Raw genomic sequence first — 19,984 nt, forward strand, 5'->3', positions numbered from 1 at the left:
CCGTACAAAGGCTCTTCTATTTTTTATTTATTAGCTCAGATATATAATCTGAAATTTTATCAGCATATATTGTATTTTTAAAATCACTTATATTTGCTTGCATAAAATCTTTTAAAGATTCAAACTTACCAGACGGTAAATTATAAAAGAGTTTTTTTAAATCGTCTTCATCATGATATAAAAGGCCAACACCTTTATCAATTATAAATCTAGCATTTTCTATTTCCTGGCCAATTTTAGGAACTCTAACTATAACAGGAGTTTGAGAATGTATAGCCTCAAACAAAGTAGCACCACCAGGTTTTGTTATCATAAGATCATAATCTTTTACTAATTCATGCATATTATTTACATATCCTAAAACTTTTATATTAGAAAGTGGTTTTTCTACTGTTAAATTGTTATACAGTTTAGAATTACTACCTGTAACAATAGTTACATCTATAGAGTCTTTAAAATCATCTAAAAATTCGTCAATCCAATACATAAAATCTTCACTTATATCAAATAAACCTCTACCTCCACCTAATATTAATAACCTATTCTTATTAGGTATGGATGTTTTTTTATCCGCATAAAACTTTTTATTAATAGGAACTCCTGTTACCTTAATAGAATCAGGAGATATGCCCTTTTGAACAAATCTATTTTTAATTTCTAAAGCAGGAACAAAATACATATCAGTATGAGGGTATACCCATTCAAGAGAATCTACTACATCAGTGATAACAGTTAATGTAGGCACATTTATATCAGGATATTTTACTTTAAAGTTATCTACACATGCAGCTGCAAGAGGGAATGTAGATATAATTAAATCTGGATTTTTATCAAGAATATAATCTGCAAGTTTTGGAGTATAAATTCTATGTGCAATATCATATTTAGAATCAAATGATTTTTTTAAATAATAATAATAATTGTATAAAGCAGGAGTATACTTTGTATTCCTTTCATAAAATTTCACCATTGAATCATTTGCTTTTGGAGCACTTGCAATCATAAAATTTTGAATCGTAATATTAGAAGTACTATCTTTTTCCAAGATAGCGTCTTTAATAGCATTAGCAGCACTTATATGACCTGCTCCAAATTGTGCTGTAAGTATTAAAATATTCTTAAATTTATTTTTTTCAATCAATTTATCACCTCTATTAGATTTAACTTACCAATTATAGTATTATACCTCTCAAATTGGATTTTATCAATCATATTAAAACTTATTAATTTTAGAAGGAAATATTTATGATAAGTGGAACATTTATAAATAAAGAGGTGTAAGTTATGGAGAATATAAGTACAAAAAATGAATTTAAAAAAGAAGATATAAGTAATGACTTTATCTATGGATTAAAGTCATTAATATACTCTATAATAGGCCTAATTATTTTTTTTATACCAATAAAATCAAATGGACAAGTGCAAACAATAATATATCATCTCTCATATAAATTACAAACAGACGCAAGACCTTTATTGGAACTTTGTATAGTTTTATATACTACCCTAGGATGTTTAAAATCTATATTTTCGTATAAAGATAAAAAAAATAGTATAAAAAAAATGTTTTTATACATTCGCCTATTAAGTATTTTAATATTATTAAATATATTTTATGGAAAAAATACAATTATTTTTTTAGATGATAATGTATTACTTCTAATTAATGAGGTTATTCTAAATGTAGCTACAGTACTGCCAATAAGTGCAATATTTATGCCGTTTATATTAGAATATGGTCTTTTAGATATAGTAGAATCCTATTTACAAAGGACTATGAAAAAAATGTTTAAATTAAGTGGTAAAAGTATAGTAAATATATTGGTATATTTATTTGTAGATACTTTTAGTGGATTTTTTATGACTAATAAATTATATAAAAGTGGAAAACTAAGAGAAGTTGAAGCTTGTATGATAATGCTAAATTTTTCTATAATATCATTTCCTATGAGTATATATATATCTAAGGAGTTAGATATAAATAGATTTGATTTTATAATAGCCAGTATATTTATAGCAATAGTTATGAATATTATATTATGTAGAATATATCCTTTAAATAAAAAGAGAAAATCATATTATATTAAAACAGGATATAAAGAGACTATACATAAAGATAATAAATTTCAAAAAGGATTAGATAAGCATCTTATTAATAAAAATACAAAAAGTATATTTTTATATATGTTAAATAATGCTGAAGAATCTATAAAAATTGTTATGGAGTTAATACCAAATATAGTAATTATTTTATATATAGGAAATGCAATAATAAATACAGATATTATTATTGAAATACTTAAATATATAGTAAATCCACTATCTCAAATACTAAAAATTCCAAGTATAAATGAATTTAATGAATTTTGCGTTAATTTATTTTATAATAATGTTATAGCCATAGACATATTGAATAAAAATATAGAATATACAACTAGATTTCTAATTGGGATAGTTTCATTACTAACATGTACATCATTAACTAGTAATATAGCGTATATTTCAAGTACAGAAATTAAAATAAGTAAAATTGAATTTATAATATCTTATTTAGAGAGATTGTTTATAACAATGATTTTTTACTCTATATTACATTATTTTTATATAGGGTACATAACTTGATAAATTCAAATATAATAATAAAGAATATTCAGGTATTTTAAACAATATAGAATTATATAGGAGGTAATAATTTGCACAATACTAAAATAATAGAAAACTATTTAATAGAATTATTAAATATACCCAGTCCAACAGGATATACAAAAGAGATCATTAATTATATAAAAAAAGAATTAGATGATATGAATATAGAATATAAGCTTGGAAATAAAGGTATGTTAGTAGCTACAATAGAAGGAACAGATAAAGAAAATGAAATTACATTTTCAGCTCATATAGATACCTTAGGTGCTATGGTACAAGAAGTAAAAGCAAATGGAAGGCTAGCAGTATCTCAAATAGGTGGATACATGATGAATACAATTGAAGGAGAAAACTGCTTAATACACACAAGAGATAATAAAAAATATGAAGGTACATTACAAACTATAAAACCATCTATTCATATACATGCAAGTGAGGCAAAAGAATTACCAAGAGATTGCAAAAATTACGAGATAGTAATTGATGAAGAAGTATTCTCAAAGGATGAAACAAAAAACTTAGGAATAAATATAGGAGATATTGTTTCTTTTGATACTAGAACTAAAATTACTAATTCAGGATATGTTAAATCTAGATACTTAGATGATAAAGCATCTGTAGCAGCTATACTTTATGTTATAAAATATATAAAAATAAATAACATAACGCCTCGAAATACTATAAACTTCTTCTTTAGTAATTATGAAGAAGTGGGACATGGTTCTGCTACGTTTATACCTGAGAATACAAAGGAATTTATAGCGGTTGATATGGGATGTCCAGGAGAGGGTCAAAACTCAACAGAATATGATGTATGTATATGTACAAAAGATTCTAGTGGACCGTATGATTATGATTTTATAAGTGAAATCGTTAATGTTTGTAAGGAAAATAATGTAAATTACAAATTAGATATATACCCAAATTATAGTTCAGATGCAACAGCAGCATTAAAAGCTGGATTAAATGCAAAATTTGCACTTATAGGGCCAGGTATATTTGCATCACATGGATATGAAAGAACTCATATGAAGTCAATAGAAGAAACTATAAATCTAATTATAAATTATATAAAATAAATTTATCTAAGATATAATAAAGCTATTTAAATATTTAAATAGCTTTATTTTTATATAAATGTATGAACATATTAATATTACTAAATTAAAATGATATACATAATGGGCAAGTATTAATTGGTTTTAATAAGGTTATAATAAATTTATAAATATCTATTGTGCGTCACACAGTACTGTGTTATTATTAATGCATAAGAAGTGTTACATAGTATTGTGTATTAAACAGTACTGTGTTGTATAGAAAGGAGGCAGTATATGAACACACAATTTAGAAAAGGCGTGTTAGAGATATGCGTATTAGCACTTATTTCTAAGAAAGATATGTATGGATACGAAATAGTTCAAAATATATCTAAAGTTATTGATGTTAATGAAGGAACTATATATCCAATTTTAAGAAGATTAACAAAAGAAGAGTACTTTGAGACATATATATTAGAGTCAAGTGAAGGGCCGGCAAGAAAGTATTATAAAATAACAGAATTGGGAAATCAAAATTTAAATAACTTAATGGTTGAATGGAAAGAGTTTGTTGAGGCTGTAAATATTTTAATTGATAATGATAAGGGAGGTAATTACTTTGAATAAAGCAGAATTTTTAGAGATATTAAAAGACTATCTAAAAAAAGATTTTTCTGAAGATGAAGTTGCAGATATATTAAGAGATTACGAAGAGTATTTTGTAGACGGAGTTATAGAAGGCAAAAGTGATATGGAGATAATAAAAGCGTTAGGCTCACCTAAATCTATTGCAAATGAACTTATATCACAAATAAGAAATAATGGTGATAGTAAATCGTCTAAAACAGATAGTATAGATGATAGATTAAATGTAATAAAATTAAGAGCAAAAGAAAATTACAATAAAGGTAAAAAGTATATAAGCGAAAAATTAACACCAAATATAGAAAATGAAGATCATAAAGTAAGTAGAAGGTGGATACAAGTAGCATTAGCTATATTATCTTTATTTTTAATAATACCTGCTTTTGGAGTTTTAATGACATTAGTAACCATAGGAATAGGATTAGTTGCATCATTAGTAATTTATACAGGTGTATTAATATTCACATTTAAATTTATATTTTCAACTCCACAGTTAATAGGATTATTTATATTTGGCTCGATGGCATTTATTGGAGGGGAAATACTTGCTTGGCAAATATACATATTTGCAATAAGATTATGTAAGAAAATAGTTAAAAATTATATAAATTGGATGAAAACAAGAAACATATATATAAATGCTAGTAAGAAAAAAGAAGAATATGAAAAACAAGAAATAGAAATAAATTATGAAAAATCAAATTATCATGATAATGAAAAATCTAAAGATTATGATAAAGGAGATGAGAAATATGAATAAGAAATTATCTATATTTGCTATAATATTAGTAATAATAGGAGGCATAGGAACTGTATATTCAGGTATAAAATCTATACCATATTTTACAAATAAAGCATATGAAATACAAAAAGAAATGGATAAAGAAGAAATTATATACAATGAGCAAATAGATATTAATAAATTAAATATAAATACTATAAATGCCCATGTTCTAATAAAAAAGCATAATGAAAATAGTGTAAAAATTACTAAAAGAGGGATGAGTAATTATGATATACAAAATAATAATAAAGAATTAGCAATAACAGAAAAAGAATTGGAAAGAAAAAATAACTATAATTTTAAAGTTAATAATTTAGATGATCTTATAGATTTAGTTAAATCAGATATTTATAGACATAGACAAGATATAACAATATATATTCCAAATAATGTAGACTTAAATGTATCTGCAAAGTATGGATCTTTAAATATTATAGATAATGTTGTTTTAAATAATATAGAATTTAAGACAATATATGGAGCTATATCTTTACCTAAAGGAGTTAAAAACTTAAAGGGATTAGATATAGTATCTAAAAGTAACATTAGATTATCTATGGGAGAAATTTTAGGAATAGAAAATATAAATATAGCAGCAGATTCAATAAATGTATATTCTTCTGATGACGATATATTTATTGATAATATAGAAAAATATATACCAAACAATGTCAATTTAAACATTCAATCTTATGGTGATGTTTATATTACAACTGATATACCAATGGCAAATAATTTTAATATAAATGGCCATGATTCACAAGTGAAACTAGATATTCCTGTAAATAAATATAAGTTTAATGTAGATATGAAAGCATCAGAAAATATAGATATAGAAGATTCATTAGATAATAATAACTCACAAAATAATATAATAAGAGAAATTAAAGGTACATTAAATAAAAAACTAGAATCATTAGAAACAGAATATAAGATTAATATAAATGCACAAAATATAAATATTTTATAAAATAAAAGACTTCTCAAAAGAGAAGTTTTTTTATTTTTTTATTAAATTGTAAAAATCTATATAATCTTCTTTAAAAATAGAATCTTTTAAAAATATGAAATTAAATTCATGATATAAATCGAAACTATCGATATCTATAAAAGTAAGCTCTTTATTATTGATTTCTTTTTCAATAGCTTTTTTATACATTAAGCTGATACCAAGATTATTCTTAACTAAATCTTTTATAAGGTTTATATTACCAAGTTCTATAAAGTGATTAAAATTTTCATAAGAATAGTTATGTTCATAAAGCCACATTTCAAAAATTTCCCTAGTTCCAGAACCTTTTTCTCTAATTATTAAGCGACTATTAAGCAAATCATCAATATTAACATGAGGTTTGTTAGCGAGTTCATTTTGCGGAGAAGTTACAACTACAAATTCTTCTTTGCTAAATAAATAAGTTTCATATTCAGATTTATTAAAATGACCTTCAACTAAAGCGAATTCAATTAATCCTTTTTTCAACATATCAAGTAATGTTGAAGTGTTATCAACAACGACTGATAAATTAGTTGAAGGAAACATAGAAATATATTTCTTAACTATATCAGGTACAATAAATTCACCAATAGTACGAGTAGCTCCAAATGATAATGATTTATTGTTAGTATTTAAAGTTTTTATATTATTTTCAATTGCATTTGACATGGTTTTAAGATGAAGTATGTTATTTAAAAAAGTTTCTCCAGCTTTTGTAAGGGTAAGAGTTTTGCCAACATACTGAAATAATTTTATATTATATTTAGATTCAATATATTTTATATGCTGAGTAACAGCAGGTTGAGTAATACATAGTTTTTTTGCGGTTTTTGTGTAGTTTTTACTTTCACAAAGTTGTATAAATGTTTCTAATCTAAAATCAAGCATATAAATTCCCCTTAGTATTTAGAATTTGGTTTATTATAAAACTCGAAATACATATAAATTTCAAATTTCATTTACTAATTAATATTTAACAGTTTTATATATGAATTTGATAAACTCCTAATTGGATTTATATTCGAAAATTAACTATATATATTTGTTAAATTTTTTGTTTTATAGAATAATTATATTATAATTGATGATTAAAAAATTGCAATAACAATATATTATTAAAAATAGAAGGATGGATATCAGAGATTACATTATGTATAATAGTTCACTTATATATTTGATTATTATTAATTATATAGAAATAAATAAGTTATATTTTAAATAAACATAAAATTTTAGATAATAAATCACAATCTTTAGTAGGGAAACATTTAATTTGACATAGTAATTTTTCTATATTTTCTAATATACATTTTAATCTTTGAGTTTGCAATAAATATTCATAGTGCTTATCACAACAAGATTTAAAATATCTTAAATTATTAAGCTTTTGAGTAAGTATAATATAATTATTTAAAAACTAAATTTAACTATAAATTAAACTTATAGATTAATAAATATTTATAAGTTTACTTTTTTGTAGGAGGATTGCTATAATTTTAATAGATATTAACTGTTAAAAAAATAATTATCTAAAGTTAAATTTTTTGTATAAATAAAAGGGGGGCAAAAGGTGAATATTTTAGTAATTGGTGGAGTAGCGGCTGGCACTAAAACGGCTGCAAAATTAAAACGTGATAACAGAGAATATAATGTTACTCTGATCACTAAAGGAAAGGATATATCTTATGCTGGATGTGGATTACCCTACTATGTAGGTGGTGTAATTGAAGATAAGGATAGTCTTATAGTAAATACTCCTGAAAATTTTTCAAAACTTACAGAAGTAGATGTTATAACTGATACTGAAGCTATATCTGTAGATAGAGAAAATAAGGTTGTAATGGCTAAAAATCTTTTAACAGAAAAAGATGTTAAATTTAAATATGATAAATTAGTTCTTACGACGGGAGCAGACCCGATAAAGCCTTCAATAGAGGGAATTGGCTTAGAAGGTGTTTATTATATGCGTACACCGAAGGATGCTATAGATTTAAGGGAAGTTATTGAGGGAAAAGAGATTAAAAGAGCTATAGTAGTTGGTGGAGGTTTTATAGGACTTGAAGTTGCTGAAAATCTTCATGAATGTAATATAAAAACAACTATAATAGATGCAGCAGAGCACATATTACCGGGATTTGATAATGAAGTATGTTCATATATAGAAGACGAGCTTATGGAAAGTGGAATAATGGTACTTACTAATGAGACGTTATCTTCAATTGAAGGAAATGATAAAGTAAGTAGAATAAGAACTGATAAAAGAGCCATGAAAGCTGATTTAGTAGTAATGGCAGTAGGAATAAAAGCTAATGTAGAACTTGCAAGAGATTGTGGATTAGAATTAGAAAATAATAAGACTATAAAAGTTAATGAATACATGCAAACAAGTGACAATGACGTATATGCGGCAGGAGACTGTGTAGCTGTAAAGCATATATTAAGCGATAAGAAAGTATGGTCTCCTATGGGATCTTCTGCAAATAAAGAAGGAAGATGTTTAGCTCAAACTTTAGCCGGTAAAAATTCAGAGTTTAAGGGTGTTTTAGGAACTGCAATAGTAAAATTATTAAATATAAATGCAGCAAGAACAGGGCTTACAGAAAAAGAAGCTATTAATTTAGGGTATGATGTTGAAAGTGTAATAGTTCCAATAGATGATAAGGCACATTATTATCCAGATGCAGATCTTATATTTATAAAACTTATAGCAGATAGAAATACTGAAAAAGTACTTGGTGCTCAAATATTTGGAAAAGGAATAGTAGATAAGCAAATAGATGTAGTTGCAACAGCTATGACATTTAATGCAAAGGTTTCTGATTTACAAAATCTAGATCTTGCTTATGCACCACCATTTTCAACGGCAATACCTCCAATTGGACATGCAGCAAACGTATTACTTAATAAAATAAATGGTGAAGTCGATATAATTACATATGATGAATTTATAAAAAATCAAGATCTATATAAAATTATAGACTCAGGGAAAGTACAGCAATTAGAAGGTGCTCAATTTATAAATCTTACAAATATTAACGGGAAAATAGATGGTCTTGAATATGATGATAAAATACTTCTTGTATGTGCACGAGGAAAAAGAGCATATATGACATATAATAGGATGAAATATTATGGATATAAAGATGTTAAAGTTTTAGAAGGTGGAATAGCTTTAAATAAAGATTTATTAAATTTGGAATTAGTAGGGGGAAATTAAAATGGCTAAATTAAGTGATGAAATGAGAAAAGTAGTAAAAGGACAAGGTTTTTTATCAAATAATGATGGAGAACACTTTTCTTGTAGAGTTATAACTGAAAATGGAGCTTTATCAGCTAAACAGCTTAAGAATGTATCTGAAATAGCTGAAAAATTTGGGAATGGACAAATATCATTAACAACAAGGCTTACATTAGAAGTACCGGGGATAAAATATGATGATATAGAAAATGTAAAAGAATATTTAAAAAAAGATAACCTAGCATCAGGGGGAACTGGCTCAAGAGTTAGGCCAATAGTACCATGTAAGGGGACTGTATGTACTTTTGGACTTTGTGATACACAAGGATTGGGAACTAAATTACATGAAATATTTTATAAGGGATGGTATGACGTGAAGCTACCTCATAAATTTAAAATAGGTATAGGTGGATGTCCAAATAACTGTATTAAACCAAATTTAAATGATTTTGGTATAGTAGGTCAATATGTTCCATATTATGATATAGATATGTGCTCAGGATGTAAAAAATGTGGACCATTATCAGTTTGCAAGACGGGAGCTTTAAAAATGGTGGATGGTAGATTATCTATAGATAGAGAAAAGTGTAATAACTGTGGTCTATGTATAGATAAATGTCATTTTGATGCAATAGAAGAAGGCCAAAGGGGACTTAAAATATATATTGGAGGTAAATGGGGTAAAGTATCTAGACCAGGAGATATGCTAAAAGGTATATATACTGAAAATGAGGTTATAAAAATAATAGAAAAGACATTACTTGTATATAGAGAACAAGGAAAAACTGGTGAACGTTTTGGTGATATGATAGATAGAATAGGATTTGGAAAAGTAGAATCTGAGATATTAAAAGATGAAATACTAAGTAGAAAAGATGAAATATTAGGTGCAGATCTTCATATTATAGGTGGAGCAACATGCTAGTTATAAGTAGTATATAGTTGTTTTATTATATTACAAACTATATAAATTTAAATATTAAAATTTATTATAATTAAATTTAAAATAAATTTAAAATATAAAAATTATAATAGAAAAAAACAAAAAAAATAAAATAAAGTAGAAAAATAGGTTAAAAATGCTAAAAATATAAAGTATACTGTGCTATAATAAAATAAAGCTTAAATGAAGAAGAGGTATACTTATGAATAAATTAGCAGTAAATTTAGGTGTAATTGCTACTATTTTATTAATTACAGGATGTGCAAGTAATGATATAAGTGATAGTAGTGCTATAGATTCTAAGTCATCTTATATAATTGACGATACACATAGTCAGCCTTTAGAAGTAGCAGGAGAAATTAATGGAATTACAAAGGATTCAAGTAAAGAAAATAAACTTGTCAATCCTATAAAAATACCTATAAGTATGTTATCTAAAGATGTTAAAGATATTAGATTCGTTGAGGTAGAAGAAAATAGTTCTCTGCAAGAGAAGGTTGAGGCTATAATTAACTTTATTTCTCATGAAGCTTTTAATGATTTACCTATTAAAGTAAATGTTGATGAACCGGAAACTGCTAAGGTTGAATTAGTAGAACCAACAGATATCGAAAATAGTAGAGTATCATGGAAAGATGATTACTTAAACGAATACGCTAAAGAATATACAGTAAATGCAATAATAAAAAATCTTATTCAAGAAGGTCACAAAGGAACTTGGATAAAAAAAGTTCAATTATATTATGAAGATGAATTAATTTCACTAGATTAAAAAGCAGTATTAGATACCAATTTTGGTTCTAATACTGCTTTTATCTTATTACAAATTATTATCATCTAACTTATTATATAGATTAGATTGATTTGATATAGAACGAGCTACAGACAATAATCCGATACCAGTAAGAAGTTTCAATTGTTGTTTTGCTACATATTTACAAACTGGCATAGTAACTTTTCTAACCTTTGGGCTAATAACACTAGCTGTAGCAATTACTGAAGCTGTAGCTAATCCTGTAGTTAATGCAGGATTATTTTTAGCAAAGTTTTTTAAATTAGTACAGTAGTCTGAGGTAGAAGAATTAAAATTATTTTCTTCATTAATTAAATAAACATTGTTAAATTCATCAGAAGTCATAAAATTTCTCCAATCTTAAAATCTTATTTTAATAGACTATTCTATAGTGCTTATCAATATAATATCCAATAAATAAAAAAATATAAGATTCAAAGACAAGAATAATACTCATTAAATAAATTAGTAACCACATTTGCTGACAAACATATAATTATAGTAGACAACATAAGTTTTTCTTATGGGGGTTAAAATACAGCAAAGGGGTTTTGACGTATTATGAGAAAGAAAAAAAAACATGGATGTGCATGTGCACCTCAATATGACGATTGTAATTTTTGTAGTGAACCAGTAAATACATGTAAGCCAGCTAATACATGTAAGCCGGCAAATACATGTAAACCAATGAATACTTGCAAAAAGCCTGCCAAAAAATATGTAGACTGTGGTTGTGATGACTACGAAATAACATGTGTAGATAAATGTGTGAAATTAGCTAAACAAGCAGAAGAATTATTTGAAAAAGCATTAGACTGCGAATGCAAAGCGAAAGCTGCATTTGAACAAGCTCAAAAATGTGAAAAAGCATCTCAAGTATTATCAGCAAAAGCTGAAAACTTAAAAAATAATGCTAATTGTAGTGAAAAAGAATCAAAAATAGCTGAATGTAAAGCACAAGAATTATTAGCAAAAGCACAAGAGCTTTGCGAACAAGCTAAATGTTTATTCAAAGAAGCTAAAAGAGTAGAAGCAGAAGCTGAAGAAAATTGTGAAAGAGCTAAATGCTTATATGAACAAGCACAAGAACATAATGAAAGAGCAAAAGAATTATTTGCTCAAGCTAAAAAATGTGATGAGAAAGCATTAGAATGCTATAAAAGTGCAGGAGAAAAAATAAAAGAATATGAACTGAAATCTAAAAAATGTGAAGATATGATAGATAAATGTGGTATGAAATTAGATGAATGCGATAAAAATGTAAAACCTGCATATGAGGATCATTGTGTAAAAGGTATAGACAAATATGTTCCAAGTTATGGATGTAAACCAGCAAAACAAAAATGTGGATGTATCAATGAATTGTTAAAGAGTCCATGCAAAGAAGAAAAACATGATTGTGGATGTCAGGAAATAAAGAAAAATCCATGTAAAGAAGAAAAGTATGATTTCGGATTTAATATGCCACAAACAAAAGGGAACAAATCAAATTACTGTAATCCATGTAAACAACAAGATGAAATAATATATGTTGAAGATATAGATATATACGACTGTAATATGTGTGATTCAACTTATGTAAGCCCAATGTATGATATGTGTCCAATGCAATATATGGGTGGATTTGCAAAAGAATATCCAACAATGGAGATGCCATATATGAATCCATATATAAGTCAATATCAAGATATGAATGATATGTGGATGAATTACTATATGATGATGCAAAATATGATGATGCAAAATATGATACAACCAAGAGATTTTGAATAATTATAAAAAATAGAATGCCAAAAGGCATTCTATTTTTTATTAAATAAATTTATTTTATCTAAGTAATTCTTTTTCTATAGTTTTATATAACTGTTCCATCATAGAATTAAATTGTTTTGTAGATTGCATATAGTTAGATACAATAGGTGAGTTAAAAAAATCACTATATTCTTGATTTAATTGATTCATTTTTATAGAAGCATCTTCCATTCTATAGTTAGAGTATATACTATTTTTTTTATTAATATAGGAATCAAGTTTCTTTTTAAGAGATCTATTTTTATCAAGATCAGCTTTGCTTTTATTCATAGCTTTGAATTCTTTAGTATTTTTCACATATGATGCAAACTCCTTAGCTTTATGATTTATATCCATATAATATCATCTCCTTTTAAAAATCTGTATATTATATTTTATAGATGTTGATTAAAATATAGACTAATTATTAATATATAAATATTATTATAAATCCTTTCAAAAGTGTAGCAAATATAGTGAAAATTTAATAGTATATAAGGTATCAAGATTGACATAAAAAATAGACAACGTGGAAAAAGGAGATCTTAAATTTTAAGATCTCCTTTTTAAATTGAAGTTAATTCGGATAAAAAATATTCAAACATTACTCCATCATTACGATTAGTTTTAAATTTAGAAGTATAATTTATAGTTTTATAAATAAAGTTAGTAGCAGTTTTAACTGCAAATTTTAAATCATAATCTCTATTTAATAACCCACATAGAATAGATGTAAATATATCACCTGTACCACTATAAGAACAATGGTTATACTCTACACAGGTAAAGAAGTATTCATCAGTATCTTTGCTATAAGCTAGATTTAAAATATTATTATTTTCTATTATACCAGTTATAACAACATTTTTAGGACCAAGCATAGATACTTCTTTTGCAATATTAATAATTTCTTCTCTAGTATGATCCTTTTTAGAATAATCATGATTAGTTAAAAAGCATGCTTCCGTTAAATTAGGTGTAGTTAAGTCTGATAATCTTACTAAATCTTTAATCTTATGGCACATCTCTTCGGTAAAAACAGGATATATACAACCGTCATCACCCATAACAGGATCTACCACAATCAATGAATTGGTATTTTCTTTAATAAGAGCAGATACTATATCTATTTGGTCAATAGAGCCTAAAAAACCACTATATATACAGTCAAAATCAACATTTAAATTTTTCCATACTTTAGAATAATCTCCCATATGATTAGTAAAATCTAAAAAAGTAAACTCAGAATACCCTGTTTGACTTGAAAGTATTGCAGTAGGAAGAGGGCAACATTGTAACTTTAAAGCTGATAGTATTGGAATAGCAACTGTTAGTGAACATCTTCCAATACCAGATAAATCATTTATAGCTGCAATTTTTTTCAATTTAGCAGCACCTCCATAACTATTTAAAATTTACTAAATTAAAAATTATATTTATATAGCTATATTACTACTAAAAATTATAAAAAAATAGTAAATAAATTAAAAAAAATGGAAAAAATACAATGTACCATTACAATTTAACATTAAATAAAAGAATTAAAATTATTTACTTATTATTTGGATATAATAATATAAAATAATTAACTATTAAAAATATAAGTAAAGTTTAAAGAGTGATGTACTCTTTGTTAGGAGGTGTAAATTTGAAAAAACTTAAAATAAAAAATAAGTTCATCAAAGGTATGATTTTATCATTAGGTATAACTTTGTCCATAGGTACAAGCTTGGCTATTAATCAAAACCTTAAGAAAGATAAAATGATTGAGGCAAGTAGTATTAATATAAAGGAGGAGAATAGTCAAAATCAAATTTTACTAAATAGTTTATCAAATTATAAAGATAAAATAACCTCTAAAGAAGATAAAAAAATGATAAAAGAAATTTATGATGAAGTTAGTAATATGAATGATACTGAAGTAAATACTCAATATCAGCTATTATTTGAACATCTTTTTGACTATAGAAATAAGGCATTATTAGATAAGAATGAAAAAGAGTTAAAACAACTTTACGAAACAAACAAAAAAACTGGTCTTTGGGCATATGAACATGAAGTACAAAAGATGAAGTATTTAGAAAATTGGTCTAGTAAGCAAGGAGTTAAATTTAATGATATAAAAACTAGAGTAAAGGTTAAAAAAGTAAAAGAAAAGGAAGAAGATTTATATGGTGTTATATGTACTGTGTCTACAGAATATAAATATTCATATGAAGACCAACCAGATGAAATAAATATGTTTAGGATTGGTACATATCATTATTTAAATGTAAAAATTAATGATAACCAATGTATAATAACTAAAGAATGGTATACAGATCCTTTTGCAGATTCTTTGAATTTAGATAATATTAAGTCGGATGATATAAAGGCTTACATAGCCAATCAACAACCTAAAGGTTTAGAGCTTACACAAGAACAAGCAAAGGCGATAAGTTATGCTCACCAATTTTGTGGAGCGGCAGCTGATGAAGAACATGGTATGAAATTTAATTCAAAGTATAAAGATTACAATCCAGATGGAGGCGATTGTGCAAACTTCGCATCACAAATTATGTTTGAAAGTGGAAAATTTAAGAAAAATGGAACTTGGAATTACTCTGATAATGAAGGAACAAAAGCATGGGTAAATGCTCAAGCATTTAAAAATTATATACTAAATAGTGGTAGAGGTAGTTTAATAACTAAAGGAACTTATCAAGATGTATATAAAGCAGCTTATAATCTAAAGCCAGGTGATTTTGTTGGTTATGAAAAAGGTGGAAGAATAACTCATGTATCTACTGTAACGGGTATAGACTCAAAAGGATACCCTTTAGTAACATGTCATAATAGTGATAGATTACTAGTTCCATGGGATTTAGGTTGGAGTGATAAGTCTATAAAATTTCACATAATACAAGTACATTACTAATAATTCTAATTTTTAAATAATATATATGTGTTATTGTATAAATTTAATAATATTTGACAATTATGGTTATATATGATAAAGTATTTATGAGGTTACAATGCTTGTAGCTAAATAATTGTGTTTTTTTAGGAGGATTTATCAATGAAAACTGGTGTAGTTAAGTGGTTTAACAATGAAAAAGGATTTGGATTTATATCTGTAGAAGGTGGAGATGATGTTTTTGTACATTTCTCAGCTATAACAGGTGATGGATACAAGTCTTTAGAAGAAGGACAAAGTGTAGAATTTGAAGTAGTTGAAGGAGCTAAAGGCCCTCAAGCTGCTAACGTAGTTAGATTATAATTAAAATTCATATATATTAGTAATTCTAGTAATATGTGAAACAACAGCCGCTTTGTAAGCGGCTTTTTTGTGTAAAAAAATAACTTATGATTTTTAATACTAAAAATCATAAGTTTATAATTATTTACGAACAAGTCCCATATCATTTACAAAGATAAATCCTTTTTCATTTGTAAGCAGATCATATAATTCTTTTGAATTATATTTAAAGAAATTATCTAAACAATATTGTAAATTGTCTTCTAATTTATCAAACTCACTATAGATATGAAAAGGTGTAGTGAATTTAGTCATTTCATCTCTAAGTGCATCCATGTCAATCACAATATGAGCAAAAGAAAGATCAAGTTTTTTATTTAATATCATTTTTTTTACAGATGGAATTAAATCCTCTTTATCTTTTAAAGGTATAATAATCTCATTATCTTTATTTAAATCGTTAACATGAGATATTATACTATCTATCATATTATTTAGATTATTATCTATAAAAGTTATAAAGCTATCTTGGCTAAATCTACGATTCACATCTTCTAATAGCATTTCATTCATATGAGCTTCCCAAAGTTGAAATGCAAACTTACTATAATTAACATTTTTTAATTTATTTCCAGCATAATCATATAATCTAGGGAAAGAATAATTATGATGCTTAGCTATAGAGCATCTAAAGAAGTAGCCATCTTTATCTTTTGGAAGTAAATTTATAATAAATTCATCCATATCGCTTCCTAGGTAAATTTTTGTATTTTTAAATATATTTATATAATTTGCTAGGTTTTCTTTGTTAATATCTAAAATATTATTTTTATGGGCAATATTGTATATTTTATGTTTATATATATGGTTTAATATATTTTCAATTTCAAAATTATAATCGAATTTCATAGTGGTGCCTCCTGTTGTGGAAAATTATTTAAATCGTCTATTTAATAAATTAATATAATATTTATATACCCAAAAAAATGATTTTAAATAAAAAAATATTGTATAAGTATATAATTAAATTTAAAAAAGTGCGTAGATATGGTAAAATTAATATGAAGAGTGAATTTTAATATAATATTTTGTGAAGATTACAAAAGTATTTGGGGGTGTAGTATAGTGAATATATTATTTTTTCTAACACCTAAAAGTGAAGTTGCATATATATATGAAGACTACACTATGAGGCAAGCTTTAGAAAAGATGGAATACCATAGATATTCTTCGATTCCTATAATTAGCAAAGACGGTAAGTATGTTGGAACCATTACAGAAGGAGATTTATTATGGACATTAAAAAATGATTTTTCACTAGATTTAAAATCTATAGAAGATATACCTATTATGAATGTAAAAAGAAGAATGGACAATGCTCCAGTTTCTGTTAATGCAAATATAGAAGATTTAATATCTAAGTCAATGAATCAAAACTTTGTTCCGGTTATAGATGATCAAAATACGTTTATAGGAATAATTAAGAGAAGAGATATAATAGAGTATTGCTATGATAAATTAAGAGCATAAAATAAGATAAATATAAAAGCCTAGCAAATTTGCTAGGCTTTATATATTAGTCATTAAATCTAACTGTATTTGAAAATCTAGATTTAAGATCATTTAATTTATTAGAGTAAGCTTCACTTTGTTTTTGATACATTAAAGTTTTTTCTATTTCATTTTTAACTTCTTCGTACTCAGATTCTCCACCTTTTTGAATATCTTCTAATTTTATTAAGTGATATCCAAATTGAGTTTTAACAGGACCTGCTACTTCTCCTTTGTTCATATTAAATACTGCTTCTTCGAATTCAGGAACCATTTGTCCTCTAGGGAAAGATCCTAAATCTCCGCCAGCATCCTTAGATGGGCAAGTAGAGTGGCTAGATGCTGCATCTTCAAAGCTTATTTCATTAGCTTTTATTTTATTAAGTAACTCACCAGCTAAATCTTCAGAATCTACTAATATATGTTTAGCAGAAGCTGTTTCTGATTTATTGAATTTAGACTTATTAGCTTCAAAGAAAGCTTTCTTTTCTTCTTCAGTTAATTTTATTTCAGATAAAACTTTGTTTATAGCGTATTGCTTTAACATGTTTTCTTCTATTTTTTTCATTTCAGTTTTAAATTCTTCATCATTATGTAATTGATTTTCTTTAGCTTCTATATAGAATAACTCTTGGTTAACTAAGTCTTCTAATAATTGTTTTTTTCCTTCTTCTGTGTTAAAATGCATAGCTTGATAAGGATCTAAGCTAGATAGTGCACTTTCAACATCATAATTAGTTATTTCTTTTTCGCCAACTGTAGCTAAAACTTTTTTTTCCATAGTAGTTAACTCCTTTATTTATATATTTCATTATTAATATTATCCTTTAAGATAAATAATATCAGAAAAGAATCTATATGTCTAATATTTCCAAAGATTAAATTATATATTTATATAATTAACAAATTAATTTATAGTATATAATTTTTAAATATTCCTTAATATAACAAAGTGATTAAAATTAATAAAAGAGATGATAAAATACCAACAACACCTTCTTCTATTTTATATTTATAAACATTAAGACAAGAACAATAAAAATAAATAAGGACAAAAACTATTTTTAAATATAGCCAGATATAGCTTGTAGGAAATAATACAAAACTAAATAAAGTGGATATAAAAGCAAATAGAGTACTTATTCTATATAAAACTACTATACCTTTAGTATCATTATTTTTTCTATTAAAAAATAAGTAGAAAGCCATAAATATTATAGCTAAAGAACAATATGATATAAGTATAGTTATTTCTATAGATTTAATTGAAAGTGCAACCCATTTATACCAAATAATTGGCCAGAATAGAAGGGTTAAGACTTTAAAATAGTTATCAAAAAATTTATTATTAATCAATTAAGCTCCATCCTTTCTTAGTTATCAATTAAGTATGTTTATAAGTAAATTAAAACATATAAAGTTGTTAAATACTAGAATTAATATTCCTATATTAAAAAAATATATGAAATATTATAAAAAAAATTAATATATATTAATAGACATTGATTTTTATAAAGATTATAAATATATAAACATTCAAACTTTAAAAATGGGGGGGATTTAAATGTATAGATATTATACAAAAGGTGTATGTTCAAAATCTATATTAATGGATATAAAAGGAGATATATTAAAAGATGTAGTATTTGAAGGAGGATGTTCAGGCAATGCAATAGGAATTAAGCATTTAGTAGAAGGTAAAAATATAGATGAAATAATAGATATGCTTGAAGATATACCTTGTAAAAATAGAGGAACTTCATGCCCAGACCAATTAGCAAAAGCATTAAAAATATATAAAGAATATGCATATGAAGAACAAGAGTAATAAAAAAGCTTCTACTTTAATCGTAGAAGCTTTTTTATTACTATCTTGTAACTAAGACGGCTATTTTAGCATCAGGGTTATAACTTACTTGAACTAATTGATTTTTCTTTACGTTAACAAAATCTTCTCCACCGTAAGCAATTTCTAATTTAATAGGCATTTTTCCTTGTTTTATAATAGCAACATATTCATTTTTACCTTTTTTCTCAAGGTTTATTAAGTTACCTACGTAAGGTTTGAAGTTTTGGAACTTTTCACTAGCTTTTTTTATATAGAAGTAAGTTCCAACTGCAATTAATAAGTTTACTCCAAGAATAACTAAAGAGTTAACTTTTAATGAAAATCCTCCAATTAACACAATTAACATTAAAACAATAGGAGCTATCGCTTTTTTCATGATTAGTTTTCCCATTATTTCATTAGCTTTTTTCTCAGGTCCAGTCATTGTTTTTGATCTAGCAAAAGATTGCGCAAATTTGTCTTTAAAGCCCAT

21 protein-coding genes are annotated in these 19,984 nt (G+C 25.5%); 13 read left to right on the top strand and 8 right to left on the bottom strand.

What is annotated here, in order from left to right; translation table 11 throughout:
* Positions 1-16: 16 nt before the first annotated feature.
* Complete coding sequence (locus JNUCC81_RS06395) at positions 17-1,141, bottom strand: MGDG synthase family glycosyltransferase (protein ID WP_454095825.1); 1,125 nt, start codon at positions 1,139-1,141, stop codon at positions 17-19.
* 143 nt (positions 1,142-1,284) lie between these two features.
* Here JNUCC81_RS06395 and JNUCC81_RS06400 point away from each other — a divergent pair, with 143 nt between their 5' ends.
* The 5 genes from JNUCC81_RS06400 (at position 1,285) to JNUCC81_RS06420 (ending at position 6,085) form a co-directional block, all read left to right on the top strand.
* Positions 1,285-2,622: a nucleoside recognition domain-containing protein gene (locus JNUCC81_RS06400; RefSeq protein ID WP_454095826.1), complete on the top strand. Its 1,338-nt coding sequence runs from the start codon at positions 1,285-1,287 to the stop codon at positions 2,620-2,622.
* Between the two features lie 71 nt (positions 2,623-2,693).
* Positions 2,694-3,725 (top strand): M42 family metallopeptidase, encoded by a 1,032-nt coding sequence (locus JNUCC81_RS06405; RefSeq protein ID WP_454095827.1) that lies wholly within the window; start codon positions 2,694-2,696, stop codon positions 3,723-3,725.
* Positions 3,726-3,980: 255 nt separating this feature from the next.
* Positions 3,981-4,313 carry a PadR family transcriptional regulator gene (locus JNUCC81_RS06410; protein WP_208334178.1) on the top strand — a complete coding sequence of 111 codons (333 nt, stop codon included), beginning with the start codon at positions 3,981-3,983 and terminating at the stop codon, positions 4,311-4,313.
* The gene (locus tag JNUCC81_RS06415; RefSeq protein WP_454095828.1) at positions 4,306-5,091 is read left to right on the top strand and encodes a DUF1700 domain-containing protein; all 786 of its coding nucleotides are present in this window, start codon (positions 4,306-4,308) and stop codon (positions 5,089-5,091) included. The genes JNUCC81_RS06410 and JNUCC81_RS06415 overlap by 8 nt, the downstream gene beginning before the upstream one ends.
* Positions 5,084-6,085, top strand: coding sequence for a hypothetical protein (locus JNUCC81_RS06420; protein ID WP_454095829.1), 1,002 nt, complete (start codon positions 5,084-5,086; stop codon positions 6,083-6,085). The genes JNUCC81_RS06415 and JNUCC81_RS06420 overlap by 8 nt, the downstream gene beginning before the upstream one ends.
* Positions 6,086-6,115: 30 nt before the next feature.
* On the opposite strand, the gene JNUCC81_RS06425 is transcribed toward JNUCC81_RS06420, so the two are convergent.
* Positions 6,116-6,997 (bottom strand): LysR substrate-binding domain-containing protein, encoded by an 882-nt coding sequence (locus JNUCC81_RS06425; RefSeq protein ID WP_454095830.1) that lies wholly within the window; start codon positions 6,995-6,997, stop codon positions 6,116-6,118.
* Between the two features lie 682 nt (positions 6,998-7,679).
* On the opposite strand from JNUCC81_RS06425, the gene JNUCC81_RS06430 reads away from it, so the two are divergent.
* The 3 genes from JNUCC81_RS06430 to JNUCC81_RS06440 all read left to right on the top strand — a co-directional run bounded on the left by JNUCC81_RS06430 (position 7,680) and on the right by JNUCC81_RS06440 (position 11,062).
* Positions 7,680-9,326, top strand: a complete 1,647-nt coding sequence (locus JNUCC81_RS06430) for an FAD-dependent oxidoreductase (RefSeq protein ID WP_454095831.1) — start codon at positions 7,680-7,682, stop codon at positions 9,324-9,326.
* Position 9,327: 1 nt separating this feature from the next.
* A complete protein-coding gene (locus tag JNUCC81_RS06435) occupies positions 9,328-10,272 on the top strand; it encodes a 4Fe-4S binding protein (RefSeq protein ID WP_454095832.1) in 945 nt (314 codons plus the stop codon).
* A 220-nt stretch (positions 10,273-10,492) separates the two neighbouring features.
* The gene (locus tag JNUCC81_RS06440; protein ID WP_454095833.1) at positions 10,493-11,062 is read left to right on the top strand and encodes a hypothetical protein; all 570 of its coding nucleotides are present in this window, start codon (positions 10,493-10,495) and stop codon (positions 11,060-11,062) included.
* Positions 11,063-11,110: 48 nt separating this feature from the next.
* Here JNUCC81_RS06440 and JNUCC81_RS06445 read toward each other — a convergent pair whose 3' ends face one another.
* Positions 11,111-11,428, bottom strand: a complete 318-nt coding sequence (locus tag JNUCC81_RS06445) for a hypothetical protein (RefSeq protein ID WP_454095834.1) — start codon at positions 11,426-11,428, stop codon at positions 11,111-11,113.
* A gap of 216 nt (positions 11,429-11,644) precedes the next feature.
* Here JNUCC81_RS06445 and JNUCC81_RS06450 point away from each other — a divergent pair, with 216 nt between their 5' ends.
* On the top strand, positions 11,645-12,856 hold the full coding sequence (locus JNUCC81_RS06450) for a hypothetical protein (protein ID WP_454095835.1): 1,212 nt from the start codon (positions 11,645-11,647) through the stop codon (positions 12,854-12,856).
* Between the two features lie 54 nt (positions 12,857-12,910).
* On the opposite strand, the gene JNUCC81_RS06455 is transcribed toward JNUCC81_RS06450, so the two are convergent.
* Both JNUCC81_RS06455 and JNUCC81_RS06460 read right to left on the bottom strand, forming a co-directional pair.
* The gene (locus JNUCC81_RS06455; protein WP_208334169.1) at positions 12,911-13,231 is read right to left on the bottom strand and encodes a YlbF family regulator; all 321 of its coding nucleotides are present in this window, start codon (positions 13,229-13,231) and stop codon (positions 12,911-12,913) included.
* Positions 13,232-13,440: 209 nt separating this feature from the next.
* Positions 13,441-14,259: a pyridoxamine kinase gene (locus tag JNUCC81_RS06460; RefSeq protein WP_454095836.1), complete on the bottom strand. Its 819-nt coding sequence runs from the start codon at positions 14,257-14,259 to the stop codon at positions 13,441-13,443.
* Between the two features lie 236 nt (positions 14,260-14,495).
* Between JNUCC81_RS06460 and JNUCC81_RS06465 the strand changes: the two genes are divergently transcribed.
* Both JNUCC81_RS06465 and cspD read left to right on the top strand, forming a co-directional pair.
* Positions 14,496-15,791 carry an amidase domain-containing protein gene (locus JNUCC81_RS06465; protein WP_454095837.1) on the top strand — a complete coding sequence of 432 codons (1,296 nt, stop codon included), beginning with the start codon at positions 14,496-14,498 and terminating at the stop codon, positions 15,789-15,791.
* Positions 15,792-15,932: 141 nt separating this feature from the next.
* Positions 15,933-16,133, top strand: a complete 201-nt coding sequence (cspD, locus tag JNUCC81_RS06470) for a cold-shock protein CspD (protein WP_042272983.1) — start codon at positions 15,933-15,935, stop codon at positions 16,131-16,133.
* Positions 16,134-16,253: 120 nt separating this feature from the next.
* On the opposite strand, the gene JNUCC81_RS06475 is transcribed toward cspD, so the two are convergent.
* The gene (locus JNUCC81_RS06475; protein WP_454095838.1) at positions 16,254-17,021 is read right to left on the bottom strand and encodes a hypothetical protein; all 768 of its coding nucleotides are present in this window, start codon (positions 17,019-17,021) and stop codon (positions 16,254-16,256) included.
* 216 nt (positions 17,022-17,237) lie between these two features.
* On the opposite strand from JNUCC81_RS06475, the gene JNUCC81_RS06480 reads away from it, so the two are divergent.
* Positions 17,238-17,642 carry a CBS domain-containing protein gene (locus JNUCC81_RS06480; protein WP_208334166.1) on the top strand — a complete coding sequence of 135 codons (405 nt, stop codon included), beginning with the start codon at positions 17,238-17,240 and terminating at the stop codon, positions 17,640-17,642.
* Between the two features lie 46 nt (positions 17,643-17,688).
* On the opposite strand, the gene JNUCC81_RS06485 is transcribed toward JNUCC81_RS06480, so the two are convergent.
* Positions 17,689-18,444 carry a peptidylprolyl isomerase gene (locus JNUCC81_RS06485; protein WP_208334940.1) on the bottom strand — a complete coding sequence of 252 codons (756 nt, stop codon included), beginning with the start codon at positions 18,442-18,444 and terminating at the stop codon, positions 17,689-17,691.
* A gap of 783 nt (positions 18,445-19,227) precedes the next feature.
* Between JNUCC81_RS06485 and JNUCC81_RS06490 the strand changes: the two genes are divergently transcribed.
* Positions 19,228-19,491 carry a TIGR03905 family TSCPD domain-containing protein gene (locus JNUCC81_RS06490; RefSeq protein ID WP_454095839.1) on the top strand — a complete coding sequence of 88 codons (264 nt, stop codon included), beginning with the start codon at positions 19,228-19,230 and terminating at the stop codon, positions 19,489-19,491.
* A gap of 40 nt (positions 19,492-19,531) precedes the next feature.
* Here the strand turns inward: JNUCC81_RS06490 and JNUCC81_RS06495 are convergent, their stop codons facing one another.
* A complete protein-coding gene (locus JNUCC81_RS06495) occupies positions 19,532-19,984 on the bottom strand; it encodes a hypothetical protein (RefSeq protein WP_454095840.1) in 453 nt (150 codons plus the stop codon).

This window comes from Faecalimicrobium sp. JNUCC 81 (assembly GCF_053667625.1).